The organism is Mycobacterium sp. 1245111.1 (assembly GCF_001673405.1).
Lineage (GTDB): Bacteria > Actinomycetota > Actinomycetes > Mycobacteriales > Mycobacteriaceae > Mycobacterium.
The window spans coordinates 15,428-35,001 of record NZ_LZLV01000110.1; the positions used below are offsets into that span (position 1 = coordinate 15,428).

The 19,574-nt window shown below is 67.5% G+C and carries 19 protein-coding genes and 1 pseudogene; 9 read left to right on the forward strand and 11 right to left on the reverse strand.

The window, feature by feature from the left end; all coding sequences use genetic code 11:
- Positions 1-48: 48 nt before the first annotated feature.
- The 3 genes from A5658_RS16170 to A5658_RS16180 are packed head-to-tail and all read right to left on the reverse strand — an operon-like array spanning position 49 to position 2,107.
- Positions 49-606, reverse strand: a complete 558-nt coding sequence (locus A5658_RS16170; RefSeq protein WP_067337093.1) for a type 1 glutamine amidotransferase domain-containing protein — start codon at positions 604-606, stop codon at positions 49-51.
- Between the two features lie 2 nt (positions 607-608).
- The gene (locus tag A5658_RS16175) at positions 609-1,595 is read right to left on the reverse strand and encodes an LLM class F420-dependent oxidoreductase (RefSeq protein WP_067337097.1); all 987 of its coding nucleotides are present in this window, start codon (positions 1,593-1,595) and stop codon (positions 609-611) included.
- Between the two features lie 47 nt (positions 1,596-1,642).
- Positions 1,643-2,107, reverse strand: coding sequence for a GatB/YqeY domain-containing protein (locus tag A5658_RS16180; RefSeq protein WP_067337100.1), 465 nt, complete (start codon positions 2,105-2,107; stop codon positions 1,643-1,645).
- Positions 2,108-2,254: 147 nt separating this feature from the next.
- Between A5658_RS16180 and A5658_RS16185 the strand changes: the two genes are divergently transcribed.
- From A5658_RS16185 to A5658_RS16205, 5 genes are read left to right on the forward strand one after another with little or no spacing between them, the layout of a single operon-like run.
- Positions 2,255-3,421: a hypothetical protein gene (locus A5658_RS16185; RefSeq protein WP_369830535.1), complete on the forward strand. Its 1,167-nt coding sequence runs from the start codon at positions 2,255-2,257 to the stop codon at positions 3,419-3,421.
- 14 nt (positions 3,422-3,435) lie between these two features.
- Positions 3,436-4,089, forward strand: a complete 654-nt coding sequence (locus A5658_RS16190) for a DUF4129 domain-containing protein (RefSeq protein ID WP_067337223.1) — start codon at positions 3,436-3,438, stop codon at positions 4,087-4,089.
- Positions 4,071-5,210 (forward strand): DUF4350 domain-containing protein, encoded by a 1,140-nt coding sequence (locus A5658_RS16195; protein ID WP_067337106.1) that lies wholly within the window; start codon positions 4,071-4,073, stop codon positions 5,208-5,210. Before A5658_RS16190 ends, A5658_RS16195 begins: the two co-directional genes overlap by 19 nt.
- Entirely contained in the window at positions 5,207-6,190 is a 984-nt protein-coding gene (locus tag A5658_RS16200) for a MoxR family ATPase (protein WP_067337109.1), read from the forward strand. Before A5658_RS16195 ends, A5658_RS16200 begins: the two co-directional genes overlap by 4 nt.
- Positions 6,190-7,512 carry a DUF58 domain-containing protein gene (locus A5658_RS16205; RefSeq protein ID WP_067337112.1) on the forward strand — a complete coding sequence of 441 codons (1,323 nt, stop codon included), beginning with the start codon at positions 6,190-6,192 and terminating at the stop codon, positions 7,510-7,512. The genes A5658_RS16200 and A5658_RS16205 overlap by 1 nt, the downstream gene beginning before the upstream one ends.
- A gap of 16 nt (positions 7,513-7,528) precedes the next feature.
- Here the strand turns inward: A5658_RS16205 and A5658_RS16210 are convergent, their stop codons facing one another.
- Positions 7,529-8,521, reverse strand: a complete 993-nt coding sequence (locus A5658_RS16210) for a stage II sporulation protein M (protein ID WP_067337115.1) — start codon at positions 8,519-8,521, stop codon at positions 7,529-7,531.
- Between the two features lie 150 nt (positions 8,522-8,671).
- Here A5658_RS16210 and A5658_RS16215 point away from each other — a divergent pair.
- Positions 8,672-9,409: pseudogene (locus A5658_RS16215) on the forward strand (RDD family protein); the annotation flags it as partial.
- A gap of 18 nt (positions 9,410-9,427) precedes the next feature.
- On the opposite strand, the gene A5658_RS16220 reads toward A5658_RS16215, so the two are convergent.
- Complete coding sequence (locus tag A5658_RS16220) at positions 9,428-9,811, reverse strand: hypothetical protein (RefSeq protein ID WP_067337119.1); 384 nt, start codon at positions 9,809-9,811, stop codon at positions 9,428-9,430.
- Positions 9,812-9,946: 135 nt separating this feature from the next.
- Here A5658_RS16220 and A5658_RS16225 point away from each other — a divergent pair, with 135 nt between their 5' ends.
- Entirely contained in the window at positions 9,947-10,681 is a 735-nt protein-coding gene (locus A5658_RS16225) for a PadR family transcriptional regulator (RefSeq protein ID WP_067337122.1), read from the forward strand.
- Positions 10,682-10,732: 51 nt separating this feature from the next.
- On the opposite strand, the gene glpK is transcribed toward A5658_RS16225, so the two are convergent.
- On the reverse strand, positions 10,733-12,250 hold the full coding sequence (gene glpK / locus A5658_RS16230; RefSeq protein ID WP_067337125.1) for a glycerol kinase GlpK: 1,518 nt from the start codon (positions 12,248-12,250) through the stop codon (positions 10,733-10,735).
- A 53-nt stretch (positions 12,251-12,303) separates the two neighbouring features.
- The gene (locus A5658_RS16235; RefSeq protein ID WP_156751504.1) at positions 12,304-13,008 is read right to left on the reverse strand and encodes a hypothetical protein; all 705 of its coding nucleotides are present in this window, start codon (positions 13,006-13,008) and stop codon (positions 12,304-12,306) included.
- 187 nt (positions 13,009-13,195) lie between these two features.
- Here A5658_RS16235 and A5658_RS16240 point away from each other — a divergent pair, with 187 nt between their 5' ends.
- Both A5658_RS16240 and A5658_RS16245 read left to right on the forward strand, forming a co-directional pair.
- Positions 13,196-14,683 (forward strand): glutamate--cysteine ligase, encoded by a 1,488-nt coding sequence (locus A5658_RS16240; protein WP_067337131.1) that lies wholly within the window; start codon positions 13,196-13,198, stop codon positions 14,681-14,683.
- Between the two features lie 112 nt (positions 14,684-14,795).
- A complete protein-coding gene (locus A5658_RS16245; protein WP_067337134.1) occupies positions 14,796-15,473 on the forward strand; it encodes a cyclopropane-fatty-acyl-phospholipid synthase family protein in 678 nt (225 codons plus the stop codon).
- A gap of 3 nt (positions 15,474-15,476) precedes the next feature.
- Here A5658_RS16245 and egtE read toward each other — a convergent pair whose 3' ends face one another.
- From egtE to egtB, 4 genes are read right to left on the reverse strand one after another with little or no spacing between them, the layout of a single operon-like run.
- The gene (egtE, locus tag A5658_RS16250; RefSeq protein WP_067337136.1) at positions 15,477-16,610 is read right to left on the reverse strand and encodes an ergothioneine biosynthesis PLP-dependent enzyme EgtE; all 1,134 of its coding nucleotides are present in this window, start codon (positions 16,608-16,610) and stop codon (positions 15,477-15,479) included.
- On the reverse strand, positions 16,607-17,572 hold the full coding sequence (egtD, locus tag A5658_RS16255) for an L-histidine N(alpha)-methyltransferase (protein ID WP_067337138.1): 966 nt from the start codon (positions 17,570-17,572) through the stop codon (positions 16,607-16,609). The genes egtE and egtD overlap by 4 nt, the downstream gene beginning before the upstream one ends.
- Before the next feature lie 2 nt (positions 17,573-17,574).
- Positions 17,575-18,270, reverse strand: coding sequence for an ergothioneine biosynthesis protein EgtC (egtC, locus tag A5658_RS16260; RefSeq protein ID WP_067337141.1), 696 nt, complete (start codon positions 18,268-18,270; stop codon positions 17,575-17,577).
- Positions 18,270-19,544 carry an ergothioneine biosynthesis protein EgtB gene (gene egtB / locus A5658_RS16265; protein WP_156751508.1) on the reverse strand — a complete coding sequence of 425 codons (1,275 nt, stop codon included), beginning with the start codon at positions 19,542-19,544 and terminating at the stop codon, positions 18,270-18,272. Before egtB ends, egtC begins: the two co-directional genes overlap by 1 nt.
- Positions 19,545-19,574: the final 30 nt, after the last annotated feature.

The window sequence follows — 19,574 nt, forward strand, 5'->3', positions numbered from 1 at the left end:
TGATGCCCAGAATTCACCGGCACGAAACCCGATTGACCAGCGAAGTATTCAGCTCCGCGCGGGGGCTTGCTCGAGCTGGGCGACAAGGCTCGCGCAAAATGCCGGAAGATCGGCGGGCGATCTACTGGTGATCACATTGCCGTCCACGACCACTTCCTCGTCGACGACCTTGCCGCCGGCATTGCGCAGGTCGGTGCGAATGCTCGGGTATGAAGTCACGGTGCGCCCCGCGACCACGCCCGCCTCCACCAGAGTCCACGGTCCGTGGCAGATGGCTGCAACGGGTTTGCCGGAATTCACGAAGTCACGCACGAATGCCACGGCCTCGCTGTCCGACCGCAGTTTGTCCGGATTGACCGTTCCGCCGGGCAACACCAGAGCATCGAATTCGTCAACGGATGCCTGCGCCACCGCCCGATCGACGCTGAACGTTCCGGCCGGCTCCAGGTCGTGGTTACGCGCTTGGATCTCATCGGTTTTCAGCGACAGCAATTCGACCTGCGCGCCGTGGGAGCTCAGCTCCTCTCGCGGCGTATCGAGCTCGACCTTCTCCACGCCGTCGGCGGCCAAGATCGCGACTCGCTTGCCTTGCAACGAGTTTGACATGGTTACCCTCCCTCGGACCGTAGCGCCGCCAGCAGCGGCTCGGCGGCCTCCTTCAAGAACTCCTCCTGCGCGTCGCCGCCGATCTGCAGCAGCGCGATGTCGGTGAACCCTGCCTCCCAGTACGGTCGGACGGCGTCGACGATCGCATCGAGGTCCGGACCGCAGGGAATGCTGTCGGCGACATCCTCCGGCCGGACGAACTGCGTCGCGCCGGCGAATCCGGCGGGAGTGGGCAAGTCGGCGTTGACCTTCCAGCCACCGCCGAACCAGCGGAACTGTTCATGTGCGCGTTTGACCGCCGCGTCCCGATCGGTGTCCCAGCAGATCGGGATCTGCCCGACGACTCGACCGCCGCCGGCCAGCCCGTTGGCCTGCCGCACGGAATGCCACTCGTGGACCAGGTCGCTATTGGGTTCCACCGCGATCAAGTGGTCGGCGAGCAGACCGAATTTTTCGACCGCCTTCTTTCCGCCCATGGCCACCCCGATGCCGACGGGGATATCGGGCAGGTCCCACAGCCGCGCCGAGTCGACCTGGTAGTAGTCGCCGCGCCAGTCCACCAGATCGCCACTGAACAGGCTGCGAATGATTTCGATGGCTTCGCGCAGCATGTCTTGGCGTTGGGTTACCGCTGGCCAACCCTTGCCGACCACATGCTCGTTGAGGTTTTCGCCGCTGCCCAGGCCCAGGGTGAATCGGCCGTCGGCGAGGATCTGCACCGTCGCCGCTTGCTGGGCGACGACTGCCGGGTGGTAGCGCATGGTCGGACACGTGACATAGGTGTAGAGGTCGACGCGGTCGGTGACCTGGGCTACCGCGCCGAGCACCGCCCACGCATTGGGCGCATGACCCTGCGATGTGAGCCATGGCGAGAAGTGGTCACTGGTGACCTCAAAGTCGAAACCTCTGTGTTCGGCCGAAATTGCGTACTGGACAAGGTCTTTCGGACCATTCTGTTCTGTCATCAAGGTATACCCGAACCGTGTCATACGGTTCGGGTACCCGCACGCCGCCGAGGCAAACGGCCCGGCGGCCGCTAGAGACGGTCTTTGACCGCCTTCGACAGCCGCGCCCCGTCGGCCTTGCCGGCCGCCAGCGCGGTGGCCGCCTTCATCACCTGGCCCATCTGCTTCATGCCGGGACGCTCGCCCAACTCCTCGGCCACCTGGGCAATCGCCGTGTCGGCGACATCGGCCAGCTCCGCATCATTGAGTGGAGTGGGTAGGTATTCGTCGATGACCCGCGCCTCGGCATGCTCGTTGGCCGCCAGCTCGCCGCGGCCGTTCTGGGTGTAGATCTCGGCCGCCTCGCCGCGCTTGCGGGACTCCTTGGCCAGCACTTTGAGCACCTCGTCGTCGGAGAGCTCGCGGGCTTCCTTGCCGGAAACCTCCTCCGTCTGGATGGCGGCCAGCAGCATCCGAAGCGTCGCGGTGCGCAGCTTGTCCTTGGTTTTCATCGCATCGGTGAGGTCGGCCCGCAATTGGGACTTGAGTTCGGCCATGACGCAGACGCTACGCGCCGGGCCGCGTCGCGTTGAGAAATAGCCGTGTGCTCGACAGTATGGAGCCATGACCGGCGGCGACGATGCAGAGTGCAGCGATGCTGAGGAGCGCCGCATACTGACCGGCGGCGACGATGGCGGCTCCACTTGGTGAATCCACCGCCGCCCGAGTATCCGGACTACCCCTACGGCGGATACCAGCCGGCCAACTACGGTCCTCCCGGGTATCCGCAGCACGGTTACCCCCCGCTGGGCTACCCGTCACCCGCCTACCCGCCACCGGCCTACGGGTGGCAGCCCCCTTACCCCCCGCCGCCGGCTTACCCTCCGCCACCTGGCTTCGGCGGTCCGCCGCGACCCGTCCGCGGACCGTGGGCGCCGGGAATCATCCCGCTACGTCCGCTGAGCCTCAGCGACATGTTCAACGGTGCGGCGCTCTACATCCGGGCTAACCCCCGCACCACACTGGGGCTGACGGCGATCATCGTGGTGCTCACCCAACTCATCTCGCTGGCCGCGTCGGTAGGACCATTGGCCGCCGCCGACCGGTTGCGCACCGCGCCGGCTGACGAGCTCACCGGTGGTGACGTCGCGACCTGGGTGGCTGCGGCCGGGCTCAGCGGGTTGGTCGGTTGGCTGGGCGGCATCCTGCTGACCGGCATGCTGACGGTCGTGGTGGGACGTGCGGTGTTCGGCGGCACCATCGGCATCGGCGAAGCCTGGTACCGGATTCGTGGGCGACTGCCCGCCCTGATCGGATTGGTCGCGCTCGAGGCCCTCGGGCTCATCCTGCTCGCCGGCGGGGTCGGCGTGATCATCGGCGCCACCGTCGCGGCGGGTAACGCGCCGGCCGCGGTTCTCCTGGGTTTTCCGCTGGTCCTGACGTCGGTGGCGGCGGTGGTGTATCTCTACGTGGCACTGTCGTTCGCGCCGGTGCTGATCGTGCTGGAGCGGCTTCCCGTGACGACCGCGATGAGGCGGTCGTTTGCATTGGTGCACAACAGCTTCTGGCGAGTACTCGGTATCCGGATGCTGACCTGGCTGGTGGTGAGCTTCATCGCGGGAGCCGTCGCGGTGCCGTTCGAGATCCTCGGCCAAGTGGTCGGCGGTTCCTCGGTGCTGGCCGCCGCGACAGTGGGAGCGGTCGGAGCGGTGATCGGCCGAATCATCACCACACCGTTCGACGCCGGAGTAGTGGTCCTGCTCTACACCGACCGCCGAATACGCAGTGAGGCATTCGATCTCGTGCTGCAGAGCGGCGCTCCCGCGCATCCCGCTTCGACCGACCACCTGTGGCTGACGCGGCCGGTCTAGGAACGCACCCGAGGATGCCCGCTATCGACATCGACCGCGATACCGCCCATGATGCGGCCCAGCGTGAACTGAACAAGCCGATCTACCCCAAAAGTTCGATCTCGCAACGGATCAACGAATGGATTCACGAGCTGCTGTTCCGCATCATCGAGAAGGGCTCGTCGATGCCGGGCGGATGGCTCACGATCACTGTGCTCGTCATCCTGGCGGTCGCCGCGGTAGCGATCGCGGTGCGCATCGCGCGCCACACGATCCGAACCCGCCGCGACGGTGACTACCAACTGTTCGACACCGGCCAGCTCACCGCTGCCCAACATCGGGCGATCGCGAAACGCTTTGCCGCCGAGGAGAATTGGACCGCGGCAATTCGGCATCGGCTGCGTGCGGTGGCCCGTGGGCTCGAGGAGAGCGGAATCCTGGATCCGGCACCGGGCCGTACCGCCAACGAGTTGGCCACCGCCGCCGCCGAACGCCTGCCCGCGCTGGCCGCCGAGTTATCGCAATCGGCAACCGCATTCAACGACGTCACCTACGGTGAACGACCCGGAACTCCGGCCGCCTACCAGCTGATTGTCGACCTCGACGATCACCTCCAATACCGCTCCACCACTGGCCACTTCGGCCCCGCCATGCCGCAGGCCGCCGACACATGGGCCCAGGTCCGGTGACGCCGCAGACGCTCGGACTTGCGCGGCGACGGCGGTGGTGGCTGCTACCCGCGCTGGTGGCGATCTGCGCGGTCGCCGCGCTGAGCGCCTACCTGACCGCGCCGCGTCCCGGTGGACGCATGGACCCCGAGGCGACCGGCCCCGACGGCGCGCACGCGCTGGTCACCCTGCTGCGTGACCACGGAGTCACGGTCGTCGTCGCCGACAACGTCGACGAGGCGGTGAACGCCGCGCGCGCAGGATCGCTGTTGTTGTTCGGCCAAACCCAGCGCGTCACCAGCGAGGCGCTACTCAAACGGATCGCCGCCACTCCCGGAGATCTGCTGCTGGTCGAGCCGACCGCGCACGCCCGCGCGGCGCTGTCCCCGGGTATCCGCACCGCGGGCAATAGCTCACCCAGCGATAATCCGGATTGCCCTCTGCGAGAAGCGAATCAGGCCGGTTCAGTGGATTTCGGCCTGTCAAACTCGTTCCGCGCTGTCGGCGACCAGACGGTAACCAGCTGCTACGGCGGCGCGTTGGTCCGCTACCGAGAAGGTGGGCGCACGGTCACGGCGGTCGGCAGCACCGAGTTCATGACCAACGGAGGGCTGTTGCGGGCCGGTAACGCCGCGTTGGCGATGAACCTGGCCGGTCAGCACTCCCGTCTGATCTGGTTTGCCCCTCAGCGCATCGAGGGCGGCTCGTCAGCCAAGGGAAAGATCTTCGACCTGATTCCGGACGGTGTGTACTGGATGGTCCTCCAGTTGTGGCTGGCCATCGGTCTCGCCGCGCTCTGGAAGGGCCGCCGGATCGGGCCCCTGGTCGCCGAGGACCTTCCGGTGGTCGTCCGCGCATCGGAGACGGTCGAAGGCCGCGGCCGGCTGTATCGGTCACGCCGGGCCCGCGCCCGAGCCGCCGCGGCGCTGCGCACCGCGGCGTTGCAGCGCCTGGTGCCCCGACTCGGTCTCGGCGTCGACGCCCCACCCGCGGCGGTAGTCCAGGCACTCGCATCACGCAGCGGATCCGACCCGGAGACGTTGGGGCACATCCTGTTTGGGCCTCCGCCCGCTACTGATGGCGACTTGGTACAGCTCAGTCGTGCACTCGATGACATCGAAAGGCAGGTCGCACATTCATGACCCAACCGCCCCATAGCTCCGCCCCGCCGTCGGCCGACCAGACCGCGCGACACGCACTGCTCGCGCTGCGCGGCGAGATCGGAAAGGCCGTCGTAGGGCAGGAGGCGGTGATCACCGGGCTGGTGATCGCACTGCTGTGCCGCGGGCACGTGTTGCTCGAAGGTGTTCCGGGCGTGGCGAAGACGCTGCTGGTCCGGTCTCTGGCTGCCGCGCTACACCTGGATTTCAAGCGCGTCCAGTTCACCCCCGACCTGATGCCCGGCGACATCACCGGGTCGCTGGTCTACGACAACCGGACCGCCGCATTCACTTTCCGCAGCGGGCCGGTGTTCACCAACCTGCTGCTGGCCGACGAGATCAACCGGACTCCCCCGAAGACGCAGGCCGCGCTGCTGGAGGCGATGGAGGAACGTCAGGTCAGCGTCGACGGTGAGGCCCGTCCACTGCCTGAGCCGTTTATCGTTGCGGCGACACAGAATCCGATCGAATACGAAGGCACCTACCAGCTGCCGGAGGCTCAGCTCGACAGGTTTCTGCTGAAGCTGGAGGTTCCGCTACCGCCACGCGACGCCGAGATCGCCATTCTCGGCCGACATTCACGCGGCTTCGATCCACGCGACCTGTCCGCCGTACGGCCGGTGGCCGGTCCCGCCGAGCTGGCCGCCGGGCGTAACGCCGTGCAACGCGTGCTGGTGGGCGACGAGGTGCTGGGCTACATCGTGGACATCGTCGGCGCGACGCGACATTCACCCGCGTTCCAACTCGGTGTATCACCGCGCGGCGCAACCGCATTGCTCGCAACGGCGAGGTCGTGGGCATGGCTGTCCGGACGCAACTACGTCACGCCGGACGACGTGAAGGCGATGGCCCGCCCGACGCTGAGGCATCGGGTGATGCTGCGTCCGGAAGCGGAGCTGGAGGGCGTCACCACCGATGGGGTGCTCGACGGCATCTTGGCGTCGGTTCCGGTACCCCGCTAGTGGTTCTGACCGGGCGCGCCGGGCTGATCGCGCTGCTGTGCGCAGTACCGATCGCGGTATCACCTTGGCCCGCGGCAACGTTCGCGACGCTGCTGGGGCTGCTCGCCGTCCTGATCATGACCGACGTTGCGTTGGCGGCCAACCCGTTTCAGTTGCAATACACCCGGCTGCCCAACGGCTCGGTGCGACTGGGCGAACGGATCACCCTTGGCCTGTTGATCCACAACGCCGGTCGTCGTCGCTTTCGTGGCCGCGTCCGTGATGCCTGGCCACCCAGTACACACGCGGAACCGGCAAGCCAGGCCATCGATCTGGTGGCCGGCTACACCCATCGGTTGGATATCGTGTTGCGGCCGATCCGTCGCGGCGACCAGCGGTCGGCGGCGATCACGGCGCGCTCGATCGGGCCGTTGGGGCTCGCCGGCCGGCAGACGTCGCGACCGGTGCCCGGCGAGGTGCGGGTGTTGCCGCCGTTCCTGTCCCGCAAGCACCTGCCGTCGCGGCTGGCCAGACTCCGCGAACTCGACGGTCTACTACCCACCTTGACGCGCGGTCAGGGCACCGAATTCGATTCGCTGCGTGAGTATGTGGTGGGCGACGACGTCCGCTCGATCGACTGGCGGGCAACCGCGCGCCGGGCCGACGTGGTGGTCCGCACCTGGCGCCCGGAACGGGACCGGCGGGTGGTCATCGTGCTCGACACCGGTCGCACCGCGGCCGGACGCGTCGGCGTCGACCCGACCGCCGGCGATCCCAGCGGCTGGCCACGGCTGGACTGGTCCATGGATGCCGCGTTGCTGCTCGCGGCGCTCGCGTCGCGGGCGGGTGACACCGTCGACTTCCTCGCTCACGACCGGGTCACCCGAGCCGGTGTCTTCGGCGCGACCCGAACCGAGTTGCTGGGCCGCGTGGTTGACGCGATGGCGCCGCTGAAGCCAGCCCTGCTCGAATCCGATTCCACGGCAATGGTTTCCGCAGTGGTACGCCGGACCAGGCGCCGCGCTCTGGTGGTGCTGATGACCGACCTCAACGCGAGCGCGCTCGACGAGGGGTTGCTACCGGTACTCCCCCTGCTGTCGACCAAGCATCAGGTGATCGTCGCGGCCGTTGCCGACCCGCGAGTCGACCAGCTGGCCGCCGGCCGCTCCGATGCGGCCGAGGTGTACGACGCGGCGGCCGCCGAACGCTCCCGCAGCGAGCGATCGGCGATCGCGACGCGCCTGCGCCACAGCGGAGTCGAGGTCGTCGACGCCGCGCCCGCCGATCTGGCGCCGGCGCTGGCCGATCGCTACCTGTCGATGAAAGCCGCCGGGCGGCTGTAGCGGCGCCGTCGAGGCCTTAACCCGTCGGCACCACGTCCGGCGCATCGGCGATGTCGCCGGTGTCCCCTGCGCGCGCCGCACGGCTGCCGAAATACCCGACGTAAGCCAAGAACGCCGCTTCGGCGAGCACCCCGATGCCGATGCGCAGCGGAGTCGGTAATGGCGACGGTGTGACGAACGCCTCGATCACGCCCGAAACCAACAGCACCACAACCAAACCCACAGCGACCGAGACCACCGCACGACCCTGCTCGGCGAGCACTTGCCCGCGCGGCCGATCGCCGGGCGCGATCACACACCAACCGAGCCGCATACCGACCGCGCCCGCGAGGAACACCGCCGTCAACTCCAGCAAGCTGTGTGGCAGCAGCAAACCGAACAACACGTCGGCTTTGCCGGCCTGCAGCATCAGCCCCGCCACCACACCGAGGTTGGCGGCGTTGGCGAACAGCACGAACGGGATCGGCACACCGAGCACGACGGAGAACGCGATGCACTTGGCCGCCACCCAGGAGTTGTTCACCCAGACGTGCAGGCCGAACGCCGCGGCCGCATGCTCGCTGTAATAGGAGGCGAAGTCGTGGTTCACCAATTCGTCTATCTCGCTTGGTGTTCCGATCGTCGACTGCACATCCGGGCTGCCGATCACCCACAGCGCGATCGCCGCGGTGACGGCAAAGAACACCACCGCCGACCCCAGCCACCATCGCCAGGCGCGGTAGGCCACCACCGGGAATGACACCGTCCAGAATCGGGCGAACTCACTCGACAGCGGAGCGTGCGCGCCGGTTACCGCGGCCCGGGCCCGCGCCACCAGACTCGAAAGCCTCCCGACGAGAGCCGAATCGGACGAACCCGAACGCAGCATCGACAGGTGTGTCGAGGTCCGCTGATAGAGCTCCACGAGTTCGTCGATCTCGGCGCCATCGAGCCTGTTGCGATTCCTGGCCAGTCGCTCGAGGCGATCCCAGCTGTCGCGGTGTGCGAGCACAAACGCGTCGACGTCCACCGGACCGAGACTAGCCGCCGCATATCGCCCCGGCGATCGCGAGCTCGGCGCAGCCGAGCGAAGCGGGTCGCCGCATATCGCCCCGGCGATCGCGAGCTCGGCGCAGCCGAGCGAAGCGGGTCGCCGCATATGGGAGGTAGCGTGCGAAGTATGTCGGAGGTGGTGACCGGGGACGCCGTGGTGCTCGACGTGCGGGTGGCGCAGCTGCCGGTACGCGCGGTCAGCGCGCTGATCGACATCGCCGTCATCGTCATCGGATACCTGATCTCACTGATGCTGTGGGCGGGCACGCTCGGCCGCTTCGACGACGCGGCGGCCGCGGCGATCATGGCCATCTTCACGGTGCTGGTATTAGTCGGCTATCCGCTGGTCCTCGAGACGGCGACGCGAGGACGCACGCTCGGCAAGATGGTGATGGGGCTGCGGGTCGTCTCGGACGACGGTGGTCCGGAACGCTTTCGGCAGGCCCTGTTCCGGGCGTTGGCGTCCATCGTCGAACTCTGGATGTTGCTGGGCAGCCCCGCGGTGATCTGCAGCATGCTTTCGCCGCGGGCCAAGCGGATCGGCGATATCTTCGCCGGCACCATCGTGATCAGCGAACGCGGGCCGAGACTGGGGCCGCCGCCGGCGATGCCGCCGCAGCTGGCGTGGTGGGCCTCGTCGCTACAGCTGTCCGGCCTCAGCGCAGAGCAGGCCGATGTCGCGCGCCAATTCCTGTCGCGGGCAATGCAACTCGACCCGCAGCTGCGCGATCAGATGGCATACCGGATCGCCGCCGACGTGCTGAGCCGGGTGGCTCCGCCACCCCCGCCCGGAACACCGCCACAACTGGCCCTGGCCGCCGTGCTCGCCGAACGACACCGCAGGGAACTGGCCCGGTTGCGGCCCTACCCCTACCGCTAGCGGTTACTGCGCGACCGTGACCGCGACGATCGCCATGTCGGCGATCAGCAGCGCGAGCGCCACGACCGGAACCACGAAGCCCCATCGTCGCCGGGCGGTGAAAAAGGACAGCACGACCGTGATCACGGCGACCGCCGGTGCGCCGTAGTACAGCGTGTCGAAGCTGATTCCATGCGGACCCAGGTTGGGGCACGCCTTGTCGCTGCACGCCGCCGTGCTCATGACCGCGCCCAACGCCACTGCCATGGCGGCGCCGGCCCCTATCACGGTGAGCACCGCGAGCGCCCAGTTCAACCACAGGCGCAGGCGGGAGTTGCTTGCGGGTTTGGCGGGCTGCGTTTCGCCGTCAAGGCCCGGGTGATCGTTCACATCAACCTTCTGGCTCATCTTTGGGTGCTACCCGGGGGCTGGGCGCGGCAAACCGTGCCGGACGATCACCCCTTGCCTAACGATAGTTTGCGATATATCGTCGTCGTATCGGCAGCGCACCCGGCGCTGCCTTTCCAGAAACGAGATCAACCAATGAACACCCCATTCTTTGAAGCACGCGGGCCCCAAGTAGGCGGGCCCTTCCCCGGTGGACCAGCGAACTTCGGTTTCGCGCCCCAGGGCCGCCGCGCCCTGCACGAGCAGCGCAAGCAGGCCCGTCGAGAGTTCCGCGAGTCGGTGCGCGCCCAGGCCGCCCACGACGGTCCGTTCGGCCGTGGTTTCGGGCGTGGATTCGGTCCCGGTGGCTTCGGCCCAGGCTTCGGATTCGGTCCCGGTGGCTTCGGTCCCGGTTTCGGGCCCGGTGGTCGCGGCGGCCGCCGCGGCGGGCGCGGTCGTCGCGGTGACGTCCGTGCGGCCATCCTGGTGCTGCTCGCCGAGCGACCGATGCACGGCTACGAGATCATCCAGGAGGTTGCCGAGCGCAGCCAGGACTTGTGGAAGCCCAGCCCGGGCTCTGTCTACCCGACCCTGCAGTTGCTGGTCGACGAGGGCCTGATCGTCAGCACCGAATCCGAGGGCAGCAAAAAGCTGTTCGCGTTGACCGACGCCGGCAAGGAAGCCGCCGAGAAGGTCGCCACCCCGCCGTGGGAGGAGATCGCCGACGGCGTGGACCCGGCCCACCTCAACCTGCGGGCCGCGATCGGCCAATTGTTCGGCGCCGTAGCGCAATCCGCGCACGCCGCCAACGAAGAGCAGCAGCAGCGCATCCTCGACATCGTCAACAACGCTCGTCGCGAGATCTACACGATCCTCGGCGAAGACGACTGACCGTCGGCCATACCCGGTGGGGGCCAGCGCACGCTGGTCCCCACCGCCGCGTCAAGAAACCTCGACCCAATCGAGCGTGCGCTGCACGGCTTTTCGCCATCCGGCATAGCCGGCCGAGCGCTCCTGCTCGCCCCACGCCGGCGTCCACCGCTTACCCTCGCGCCAGTTGGCCCGCAGCTCATCGGGACCCGCCCAGAAACCGACCGCCAACCCCGCCGCGTAAGCGGCACCCAGCGCCGTCGTCTCCGCGACCACCGGACGCACCACGTCGACATCGAGCACGTCCGCCTGGATCTGCATACACAAATCGTTCGCGGTGATCCCGCCGTCGACCTTCAAGACCTCAAGGCGCACACCGGAATCGGCCTGCATCGCGTCGACCACATCACGGCTCTGATAGCAGATCGACTCCAGTGTGGCGCGGGCCAAGTGGGCGTTGGTGTTGTAGCGCGACAGCCCCACGATCGCGCCACGCGCATCCGAACGCCAATACGGTGCGAACAAGCCCGAGAACGCCGGCACGAAGTAGACCCCGCCGTTGTCGTCGACCTGGCGGGCCAGCGCTTCGCTCTGCGCGGCCCCGCTGATGATGCCCAGCTGGTCACGTAGCCATTGCACGGCCGAGCCGGTGACGGCAATCGAACCCTCAAGAGCGTAAACGGGTTTGGCGTCGCCGAACTGGTAGCACACCGTGGTCAAGAGGCCGTTGCTGGATCGGACGATGTTCTCGCCGGTGTTGAGCAGCAGGAAATTGCCGGTACCGTAGGTGTTCTTGGCCTCACCGGGCTGCAGGCAGACCTGCCCGACCATCGCCGCGTGCTGGTCGCCGAGAATTCCGGTGATCGGCACCTCGCCGCCGAGCGGGCCGTTCGCCGACGTGATGCCGTAGGGCTCGAGCGGTGAGGATGCCGCGATGGACGGCAGCATGCCGCGCGGAATGTCGAAAAGCGACAGCAATTCGTCGTCCCAGTCCAACGTCTCGAGATTCATCAGCATGGTCCGGCTGGCGTTGGTGACGTCGGTGACGTGCACCCCGCCCCGCGGGCCGCCGGTCAGATTCCACAGCAGCCAGGTGTCGGTGGTGCCGAATATCGCGTCGCCGGCCTCGGCCGCCGCCCGCACACCCTCGACGTTCTCCAGGATCCATTGCAGCTTGCCGCCGGAGAAATAGGTGGCCGGCGGCAGGCCCGCCTTGTGCCGGATGACATCGCCGTGTCCGTCGCGATCCAACGCCGACGCGATACGGTCGGTGCGGGTGTCCTGCCAGACGATCGCGTTGTAGTACGGCCGGCCGGTGCGCCGGTTCCACACCAGGGTCGTCTCGCGCTGGTTCGTGATGCCAAGCGCCACAACGTCGTTCGATGACAGGTTGGTCGAGTTGAGCGCCGACATCAGCACCGAGGTGGTGCGCTCCCAGATCTCGATCGGGTTGTGTTCGACCCAGCCGGCGCGCGGCAGGATCTGCTCGTGCTCGAGCTGATGACGGCCCACTTCGGCGCCGTCGCGGCCGAAGATGATGCACCGAGTGCTGGTGGTGCCCTGGTCGATCGAAGCGACGAATTCGGCCAACTGCTTCCCTCCCGCGCGTGACGTCCATCATGGCCTACGCGGGCGGTGGCCGGTCAGATACCGCCGATGAAGCTCAGGCCAATGTCGGGGTTGAGGAAGTTGGCGTAGTCGATGGAGAAGATCGGGGTAATCACCCCGGCGAGATCGGTGAAGCCGCCCTGGAAGATCAACGGAATTGTCAACAGGAAGTCCGCGGAGTCCGATCCCGGGGCACCGGTGGCGAAGTCGAGGTCGAACGGCAGTCCGTTGGAGGTCCCGCTGAGGAAGTTGTCGATGGCAAAATTGGCAGGGTTGATGCTCAGCATGTCCTGGTAGCCCGCCAGGTCGATGGGACCGAACGTGACGACACCCAACGCGGGGTCGGGCGTACCGCCGAGGTCGATTAGGCCGATATCCGGGTTCACGAAATCGGCTGGATTGAACACCGACGGAAGCGGCGTGATCGTCCCGGCGACGTCGGTGAAGCCGCCCTGGAACAGGAACGGAATCGTAATTAGCGCCTCGCTGTTGCCGGCACCGGACGGATCGAAATAGACGTCGAGGTCGTACGGATAACCGTCGTAGGACCCGACCAGATAGTTGTCGAATCCGCCCGTCGCGGTGTCGTAGGTCAGCGCTTCGGTGTACCCGCCGATTGCGATCGGGCCGATGGACGACAAATCGTCGGCGCTCGCAACGGATGCTGTAAGCAGGGCCAGTGCCGGCGACGCGATCAGCGCACTTACGACGAACGCGGCCCTGCGGTTATTGCGACCCATCAGTTTCCCCCGACCCTTGCTGTGAATCACATGAGACAGCGCTGAGATTGTCGCAAGTATCCTACGCATGCGTCAATAGAGTGCGCGGCAAAATCGCGCAGCTGGCTCACACCGGCAATTCGCTGTCGCATCAGTTCATTTGGCCGATCTGTTGCGCGGCCCGAGGTAAAGCGGTTGCATCGGCGTCGTGGGCGAAGACGTCAAACGAACCACCTACGCGCGGGTCGACCGGCAGGAGTACCGGCGCAAGGTGCAAGTGTGTCTCGACGTTTTCGAGAGGATGCTCACGCAGTCCAGCTTCGAGTCCGACCATCCGCTCACCGGGATGGAGATCGAATGCAATCTGGTCGATGATGCCTACCAGCCCGCGATGACGAACTCCGACGTCCTGGCTGCCATCGCCGACCCCGCGTATCAGACCGAATTAGGCGCCTACAACATCGAATTCAACGTTCCACCGCGTCCGCTGAGCGGGGACGCCGGCGCGCAACTGGAAGACGAAGTGCGGACCAGCCTTAACGCGGCCGAGACCAAGGCCAGCGCCGGCGGCGCCCATATCGTGATGATCGGAATCCTGCCGACGCTGATGCCCGAACACCTCACCGGCGGATGGATGAGCGAGTCGACGCGCTACGCGGCGCTCAACGATTCGATCTTCAACGCGCGCGGCGAAGACATCCGGATCGACATCGACGGGCCCGAACCTCTGGCGCTGATGTCGCCGGACATCGCGCCCGAATCCGCTTGCACCAGCATGCAATTACACCTTCAGGTGGCGCCGGATCAGTTCGCCACCGCCTGGAACGCGGCACAGGTGCTGGCCGGCCCGCAGCTGGCACTCGGCGCCAACTCTCCGTTCTTCTTCGGCCACCAGCTGTGGTCGGAAACCCGCATCGAACTGTTCGCGCAGTCCACCGACACCCGGCCCGACGAGCTGAAAACCCAAGGGGTGCGGCCACGGGTGTGGTTCGGCGAACGCTGGATCACCTCGATCCTGGATCTTTTCGAGGAGAACGTCCGCTACTTCCCGTCGCTGCTACCGGAGGTGTCCGACGAGGATCCGGTCGCCGAGATCGCGGCCGGCCGGACCCCGCATCTGGCGGAGCTGCGACTGCACAACGGCACGGTCTACCGGTGGAATCGTCCGGTGTATGACGTGGTGAGGGGCAGGCCGCATCTGCGGGTGGAGAACCGGGTGCTGCCCGCCGGCCCGACCGTCATCGACATGCTGGCCAACGCGGCGTTCTACTACGGTGTCCTGCGGACACTGTCCGACGATCACCGCCCGATCTGGATGCAGTTGGATTTCGCTGCGGCGCAACGCAATTTCGTCGATGCGGCTCGTCACGGCATGCAGGCACGCCTGTATTGGCCGGGATTGAACACGGTCAGCACCGAGGAGTTGGTACTCGGCCAACTGTTGCCGATGGCCTACGACGGGCTGGACCGCTGGGGTGTTGCCGGCGACGTCCGCGATCGGCTGCTCGGTGTGATCGAAGGCCGGGCCCGCGCCGGCCAAAACGGCGCCGGCTGGCAGGTGTCCACCGTGCGGGCGTTGGAGAAACGCGGGCTGGACAGGCCCGCCGCGTTGGCGGAGATGTTGCGGTTGTACTGCGAGCACATGCACACCAACGAGCCGGTCCATACCTGGGCGGTGCCGGAAACGACTGCGTGAAACTGGGGGCACCTCCCGCTTGCGGGGAAAACCACCGTCGTTGTTCGAGACGAAACCGCAACCCCTACTTCTGTTTCATGGCGAGCTGGAGGCGCGGAGTAGGTTGGTAGACATGGCAAATGAAGTAATGGACTGGGACAGCGCATACCGCCAAGAGGCCGGCTTCGACGGGCCCCCGCCCTGGAACATCGGTGAGCCGCAGCCGGAGTTGGCCGCGCTGGCCGCCGCCGGGAAGTTCCGCAGCGATGTGCTCGACGCCGGATGCGGCTACGCGGAGTTGTCGCTGGCGCTGGCCGCCGACGGCTACACCGTGCACGGCGTCGACCTCACGCCCACCGCCATCGCCGCCGCCACCACGGCGGCGCAGGAGCGGGGGCTGAGCAGCGCCACCTTCGAGCAGGCCGACATCACCACGTTCAGCGGACACGATGGCCGGTTCAACACCGTCGTCGACAGCACGCTGTTCCACTCGCTGCCGGTCGAGGGCCGCGACGACTACTTGCGAGCGGTCCATCGGGCGGCGGCCGACGGCGCCGGCTACTTCGTGCTGGTGTTCGCCAAGGGCGCCTTCCCCGCCGAGTGGGAGCAGAAGCCCAACGAGGTCGATGAGAACGAGTTGCGCGATGCGGTCAGCAAGCACTGGCACATCGACGAGATCCGGCCCGCGTTCATCCACGCGAATATCCCACCGGCTCCGGCGGATTCGGACATTCCGATGCCCGAGCACGACCGCGACGAGAAGAACAGGATGAAGCTGCCCGCCTATCTGCTCTCCGCGCACAAGGGCTGAGCGCTAGACCGCTCTCGTCGCGTCCGCCAGCGCCGCGGCGAACGTGCTCAAATCGGCGACGGTCGCATCGACGTGAGGCGAGATTCGCAGCACTGGAGCGGTCAACTCCAATGGCGCGCGCGCGAGCACCACGGCCGTCGTCACGATCCGGTGTTCGGCGATCAGCCAGTCGCGGATCTTCTGCGGATCGGCGCTGTGGAGGGGTGCCAATGTCGTGATGGCACTGGGCTCGTCGTCGGCCTCGACCACCCGCCACCCGGGCAAGTCGGCGAGCACGGTCCTGCTGAGCCTGCCCACCCCGGCCAGTCGGGCCCGCACGGCGGCCGGGTCGGCCGCTACGTGCTCGCCGACCGCGACCGAAAACCCCACTCGGGCAGCTACATTGGCCTCGCCCAGTTCGAGCCGGTCGGCAATCGACAGCGACCCCGCCCACTCCTTCGGTGGCAATCGCGGTTGCAGCCGCTGCAGCAGCGCCGGGCGCAGGGCCAGCACGCCGACACCGCGCGGTCCGGCCAGCCATTTGCGCGACGATGCGTACACCGCGTCGGCGCCGGCAGCGCAGTCGATCTGCCCGAGCGCCTGGGCGGCGTCGACAATTAGCGGCACACCCAATTGTCGGCACAGTGTGGCCATCTCGGGCAGCGGCTGCACCACGCCGCGATGGCTGGCCACCGCGGTCAGGTGGACCAGGTCCGGCGGATCGGCGGCCAGGTCGGTCGCCGCTTCGTGCATCGCGACCCGTCCCTCGCCATCGGTCGGCAGCGTCGTGCGGTCGAAACCGTGCACCGCCATCAACGCCAGGTTGGGCCCGTATTCCCCGGGTAGGCAGGCCAGCGTCCGGCCGCCGGCCGGCCAATTACTCAGCAGCAGATCCAGCGCGTGCAGCGATCCGGTGGTGAACACGACCCGTGCGTCCGGCATACCGGTCAGGGCGGCGACGGCGGCTCGCCCGGCGTCGAGCACGGGCCGGGCCGCCTCGGCCGCGACGTATCCCCCGACCTCGGCCTCGTGTCGGGCGTGCCGGGCGGCCGCGTCGAGCGCCGCAAAGCTCTGCCGCGAACACGCGGCGTTGTCCAGATGCAGCCCGGCGACCGGCGGCCGGGCGGCCCCCCAGGCCGCGGCCAGGCTCGTGCTCACTTGACCGACAGCGACAACCCGAAATCACCGGCGGTGTCGGTCCACCACCGAGTGAGTCGCAGACCCGCCCGGCCCAGCTCGCCGGCCACGCCGTCGGGACGGAATTTGCACGACACCTCGGTGAGAACCTGCTCGCCGGCCTCGAATTCCACGGTCATACTCAGGGCCGCGATGCGCACCCGCTGCGCGCGCTCGGACCGCAGTCGCATTTCCATCCGCTCCTCGACCGGATTCCAAGTGGCGACGTGACGAAACGCCTCGACGTCGAAGTCCGCGTTGAGTTCTCGATTGATGACGGCCAGCACGTTGCGGTTGAACTGGGCGGTGACCCCGGCAGCGTCGTCGTAAGCCGCGACGAGTCGGCGAGGATCTTTCACTAGGTCCGTGCCCAGCAGCAAGCCGTCGCCGGGCTGTAACGCGGCGGCCAATCCGGCCAGAAACTCCGCGCGTGCGCCGGGTTCCAGGTTGCCGATCGTCGACCCCAGGAATACGAACAGCCGCCGGCCGCCATGTGGAATCTTGGCCAGGTGTTCTTCGAAATCGCCACAGACAGCGGCGATTTCAATGCCGGGGTATTCGGCCTGGATCGCCTTGGCGGCTGTTGACAGCATGCTGGCGTCGACATCGAACGGAACGAAGCGACGCAATGCCCCGCCGTTGCGCAGCGCGTCCAGTAGCAGCCGGGTCTTCTCCGATGTCCCGCTACCCAATTCGACCAGTGTGTCGGCGCCGGCGACCGATGCGATCTCCGCAGCGCGGGCTCGCAGGATCTCCGCCTCGGCCCGGGTCGGGTAATACTCCGGTAGCCGGGTGATCTGGTCGAATAGGTCGCTGCCGACCGAGTCGTAGAACCACTTGGGCGGCAAGGATTTCGGTGCGCTCTGCAGTCCCGCGCGCACATCACGGCAGAGCGCCTCGAAGGCCGAGTCCGCGGCCAGGTGGTTGGACAACGTCAGCGTCATCACTATCCCTTCGTTGGGTTCAGCGCGGTCATGGTCACCTGTTCCGCAGTGACCTCGATGAGGTGGCGATCGGGGACGTCTTCCCAGCCGGGGTGGTCGTCATAGGGCTCGCTGGCCAGTACCACGCCGTCGTCTCGACGCAGAATCGACAGGGTGTCACCCCAGGTGGTCGCCAAGAGCCGAGAACCGTCGGCCGCCAAGATGTTCAGTCGTGCGTTCGGGTCCGCGGCACCCACCTCGGCGATGGTCTGCCCCAATGCGTCGAGGCCGCGATCGAAGATCAATGCGGCGAGAACTGCACTGTCGCAGCTCGATTCGGCTGTCGCACTGGGCGGCAGCACATCACGGTCGATGACGCCGTTGTGCGACAACAGCCACCGCCCGTCGGTGAAGGGCGCCGTCGCGCTGGCTTCGATCGGCATCCCGACAGTAGCTGAACGAACCGCGGCAACCACGCAATGGCTGCGCAGCGCCGGTGCGATGGAAGCGAACGAAACGTCGCCCCAGAGCGGTGCCGCGCTACGCCAGCGCCGCGGCGTAGCGCCGTCGAAAAAGCCGACGCCCCAACCGTCGGCGTTCATCAGCCCGTGCTTTTGCCGGCGCGGCGCGTACGACTGCACGCGAAGCCCCTGCGGCGGGTCGAGCACCAGCGCGGAGACCGCGGTGTCGCGTCCCAGCCAGCCGAGGTGACGACACATCAGGCGCGGCTCCCCGGATCGGCGTCCTCGGACCACGCGAGCCGGACACCGCAGAAGATCTGCCGACGGTACGGGTGGTCCCAGTTGCGGAAGCTGGGCCGCACGATGCCCGGTTCCACCGCCCACGCGCCACCGCGCAGCACCCGGTAGTCGCCGCCGAAGAACGGCTCCGAATAGCGTTGGTAGATCATCGGTGTGAAGCCCGGCCAGGGCTCGAGTGCGGAGCTGGTCCACTCCCAGACGTCGCCGAGCATCTGCTCGACCCCATAGGCCGACGCGCCGCCGGGATACGCCCCGACCGGCGCCGGCCGCAATGCGTCACCGCCGAGGTTGGCGAGAGCCGGCGACGGCTCGTCGGCTCCCCATGGATAGCGCCGGCGCGCGCCCCGCCGTGGGTCCCAGGCGCATGCCTTCTCCCACTCGCGCTCGGTGGGCAGCCGGGCACCGGCCCAGGCCGCGTAGGCCTCGGCCTCGAAATAGCTGACGTGCTGGACGGGTTCGTCGGCCGGGATCTCCTCGACGACGCCGAACCGGGTGCGGGTCTGCCCGTCGGCGCTCCAGAACTGCGGGGCGGTCAACCCCGCGGTTTCGCGGTGCTGCCAACCGCGCGCCGACCACCACCGCGGTTGCGTATAGCCGCCGTCGTCGATGAACTGCCGCCACTCGCCGTTGGTGACCGGGGCCCGGCCGATGCGGAATGTCGGCACGTCGACGATGTGCGCCGGACGTTCGTTGTCCAGCGAGAAGGGCTCGTCGACACCGTCGACGCCGAGGACGAACGGGCCGCCCGGCACCTCGACCGACGTCCCGGCCACCCCGGCCCGCCCGGCCGGCAGCGTGCGGGCTTCCTGCAACAGCGGCGGTCCGACCCGCAGGTTCAGCGCCTGCAGGATGGTCTCGTCGTGCTGGTTTTCGTGGCTGACCACCAGGCCGTAGACGAAGTGCTGGTCGGGTTCGTCGGGAAGCCGGTCAAGGGCATCCAGCGACGCGGTTCGCACGGTTCGGCAATAGCTGCGGGCCTGGTCCGGGGACAGCAACGGCAAGTCTGCCCGGCTGGCCCGCGAGTGCACGAACGCGTCGTACAGGCTCTCCACCGCACCGGACAGGATTCCCGGCCGGTCCGGGTTACCGCCCCGCAGCAGCCACAGCTCTTCCTGCTGACCGATGTGGGCGAGGTCCCACACCAGCGGGCTCATCAGCGGGTCGTACTGGCGACGAAGCTCGGCATCGTCGAAATCGACCAGGCGCAACGTTCGCGTCCGTGCCCGCTCCATGTCGCGGACCAGCCCTTCTCGTAAGGTCAC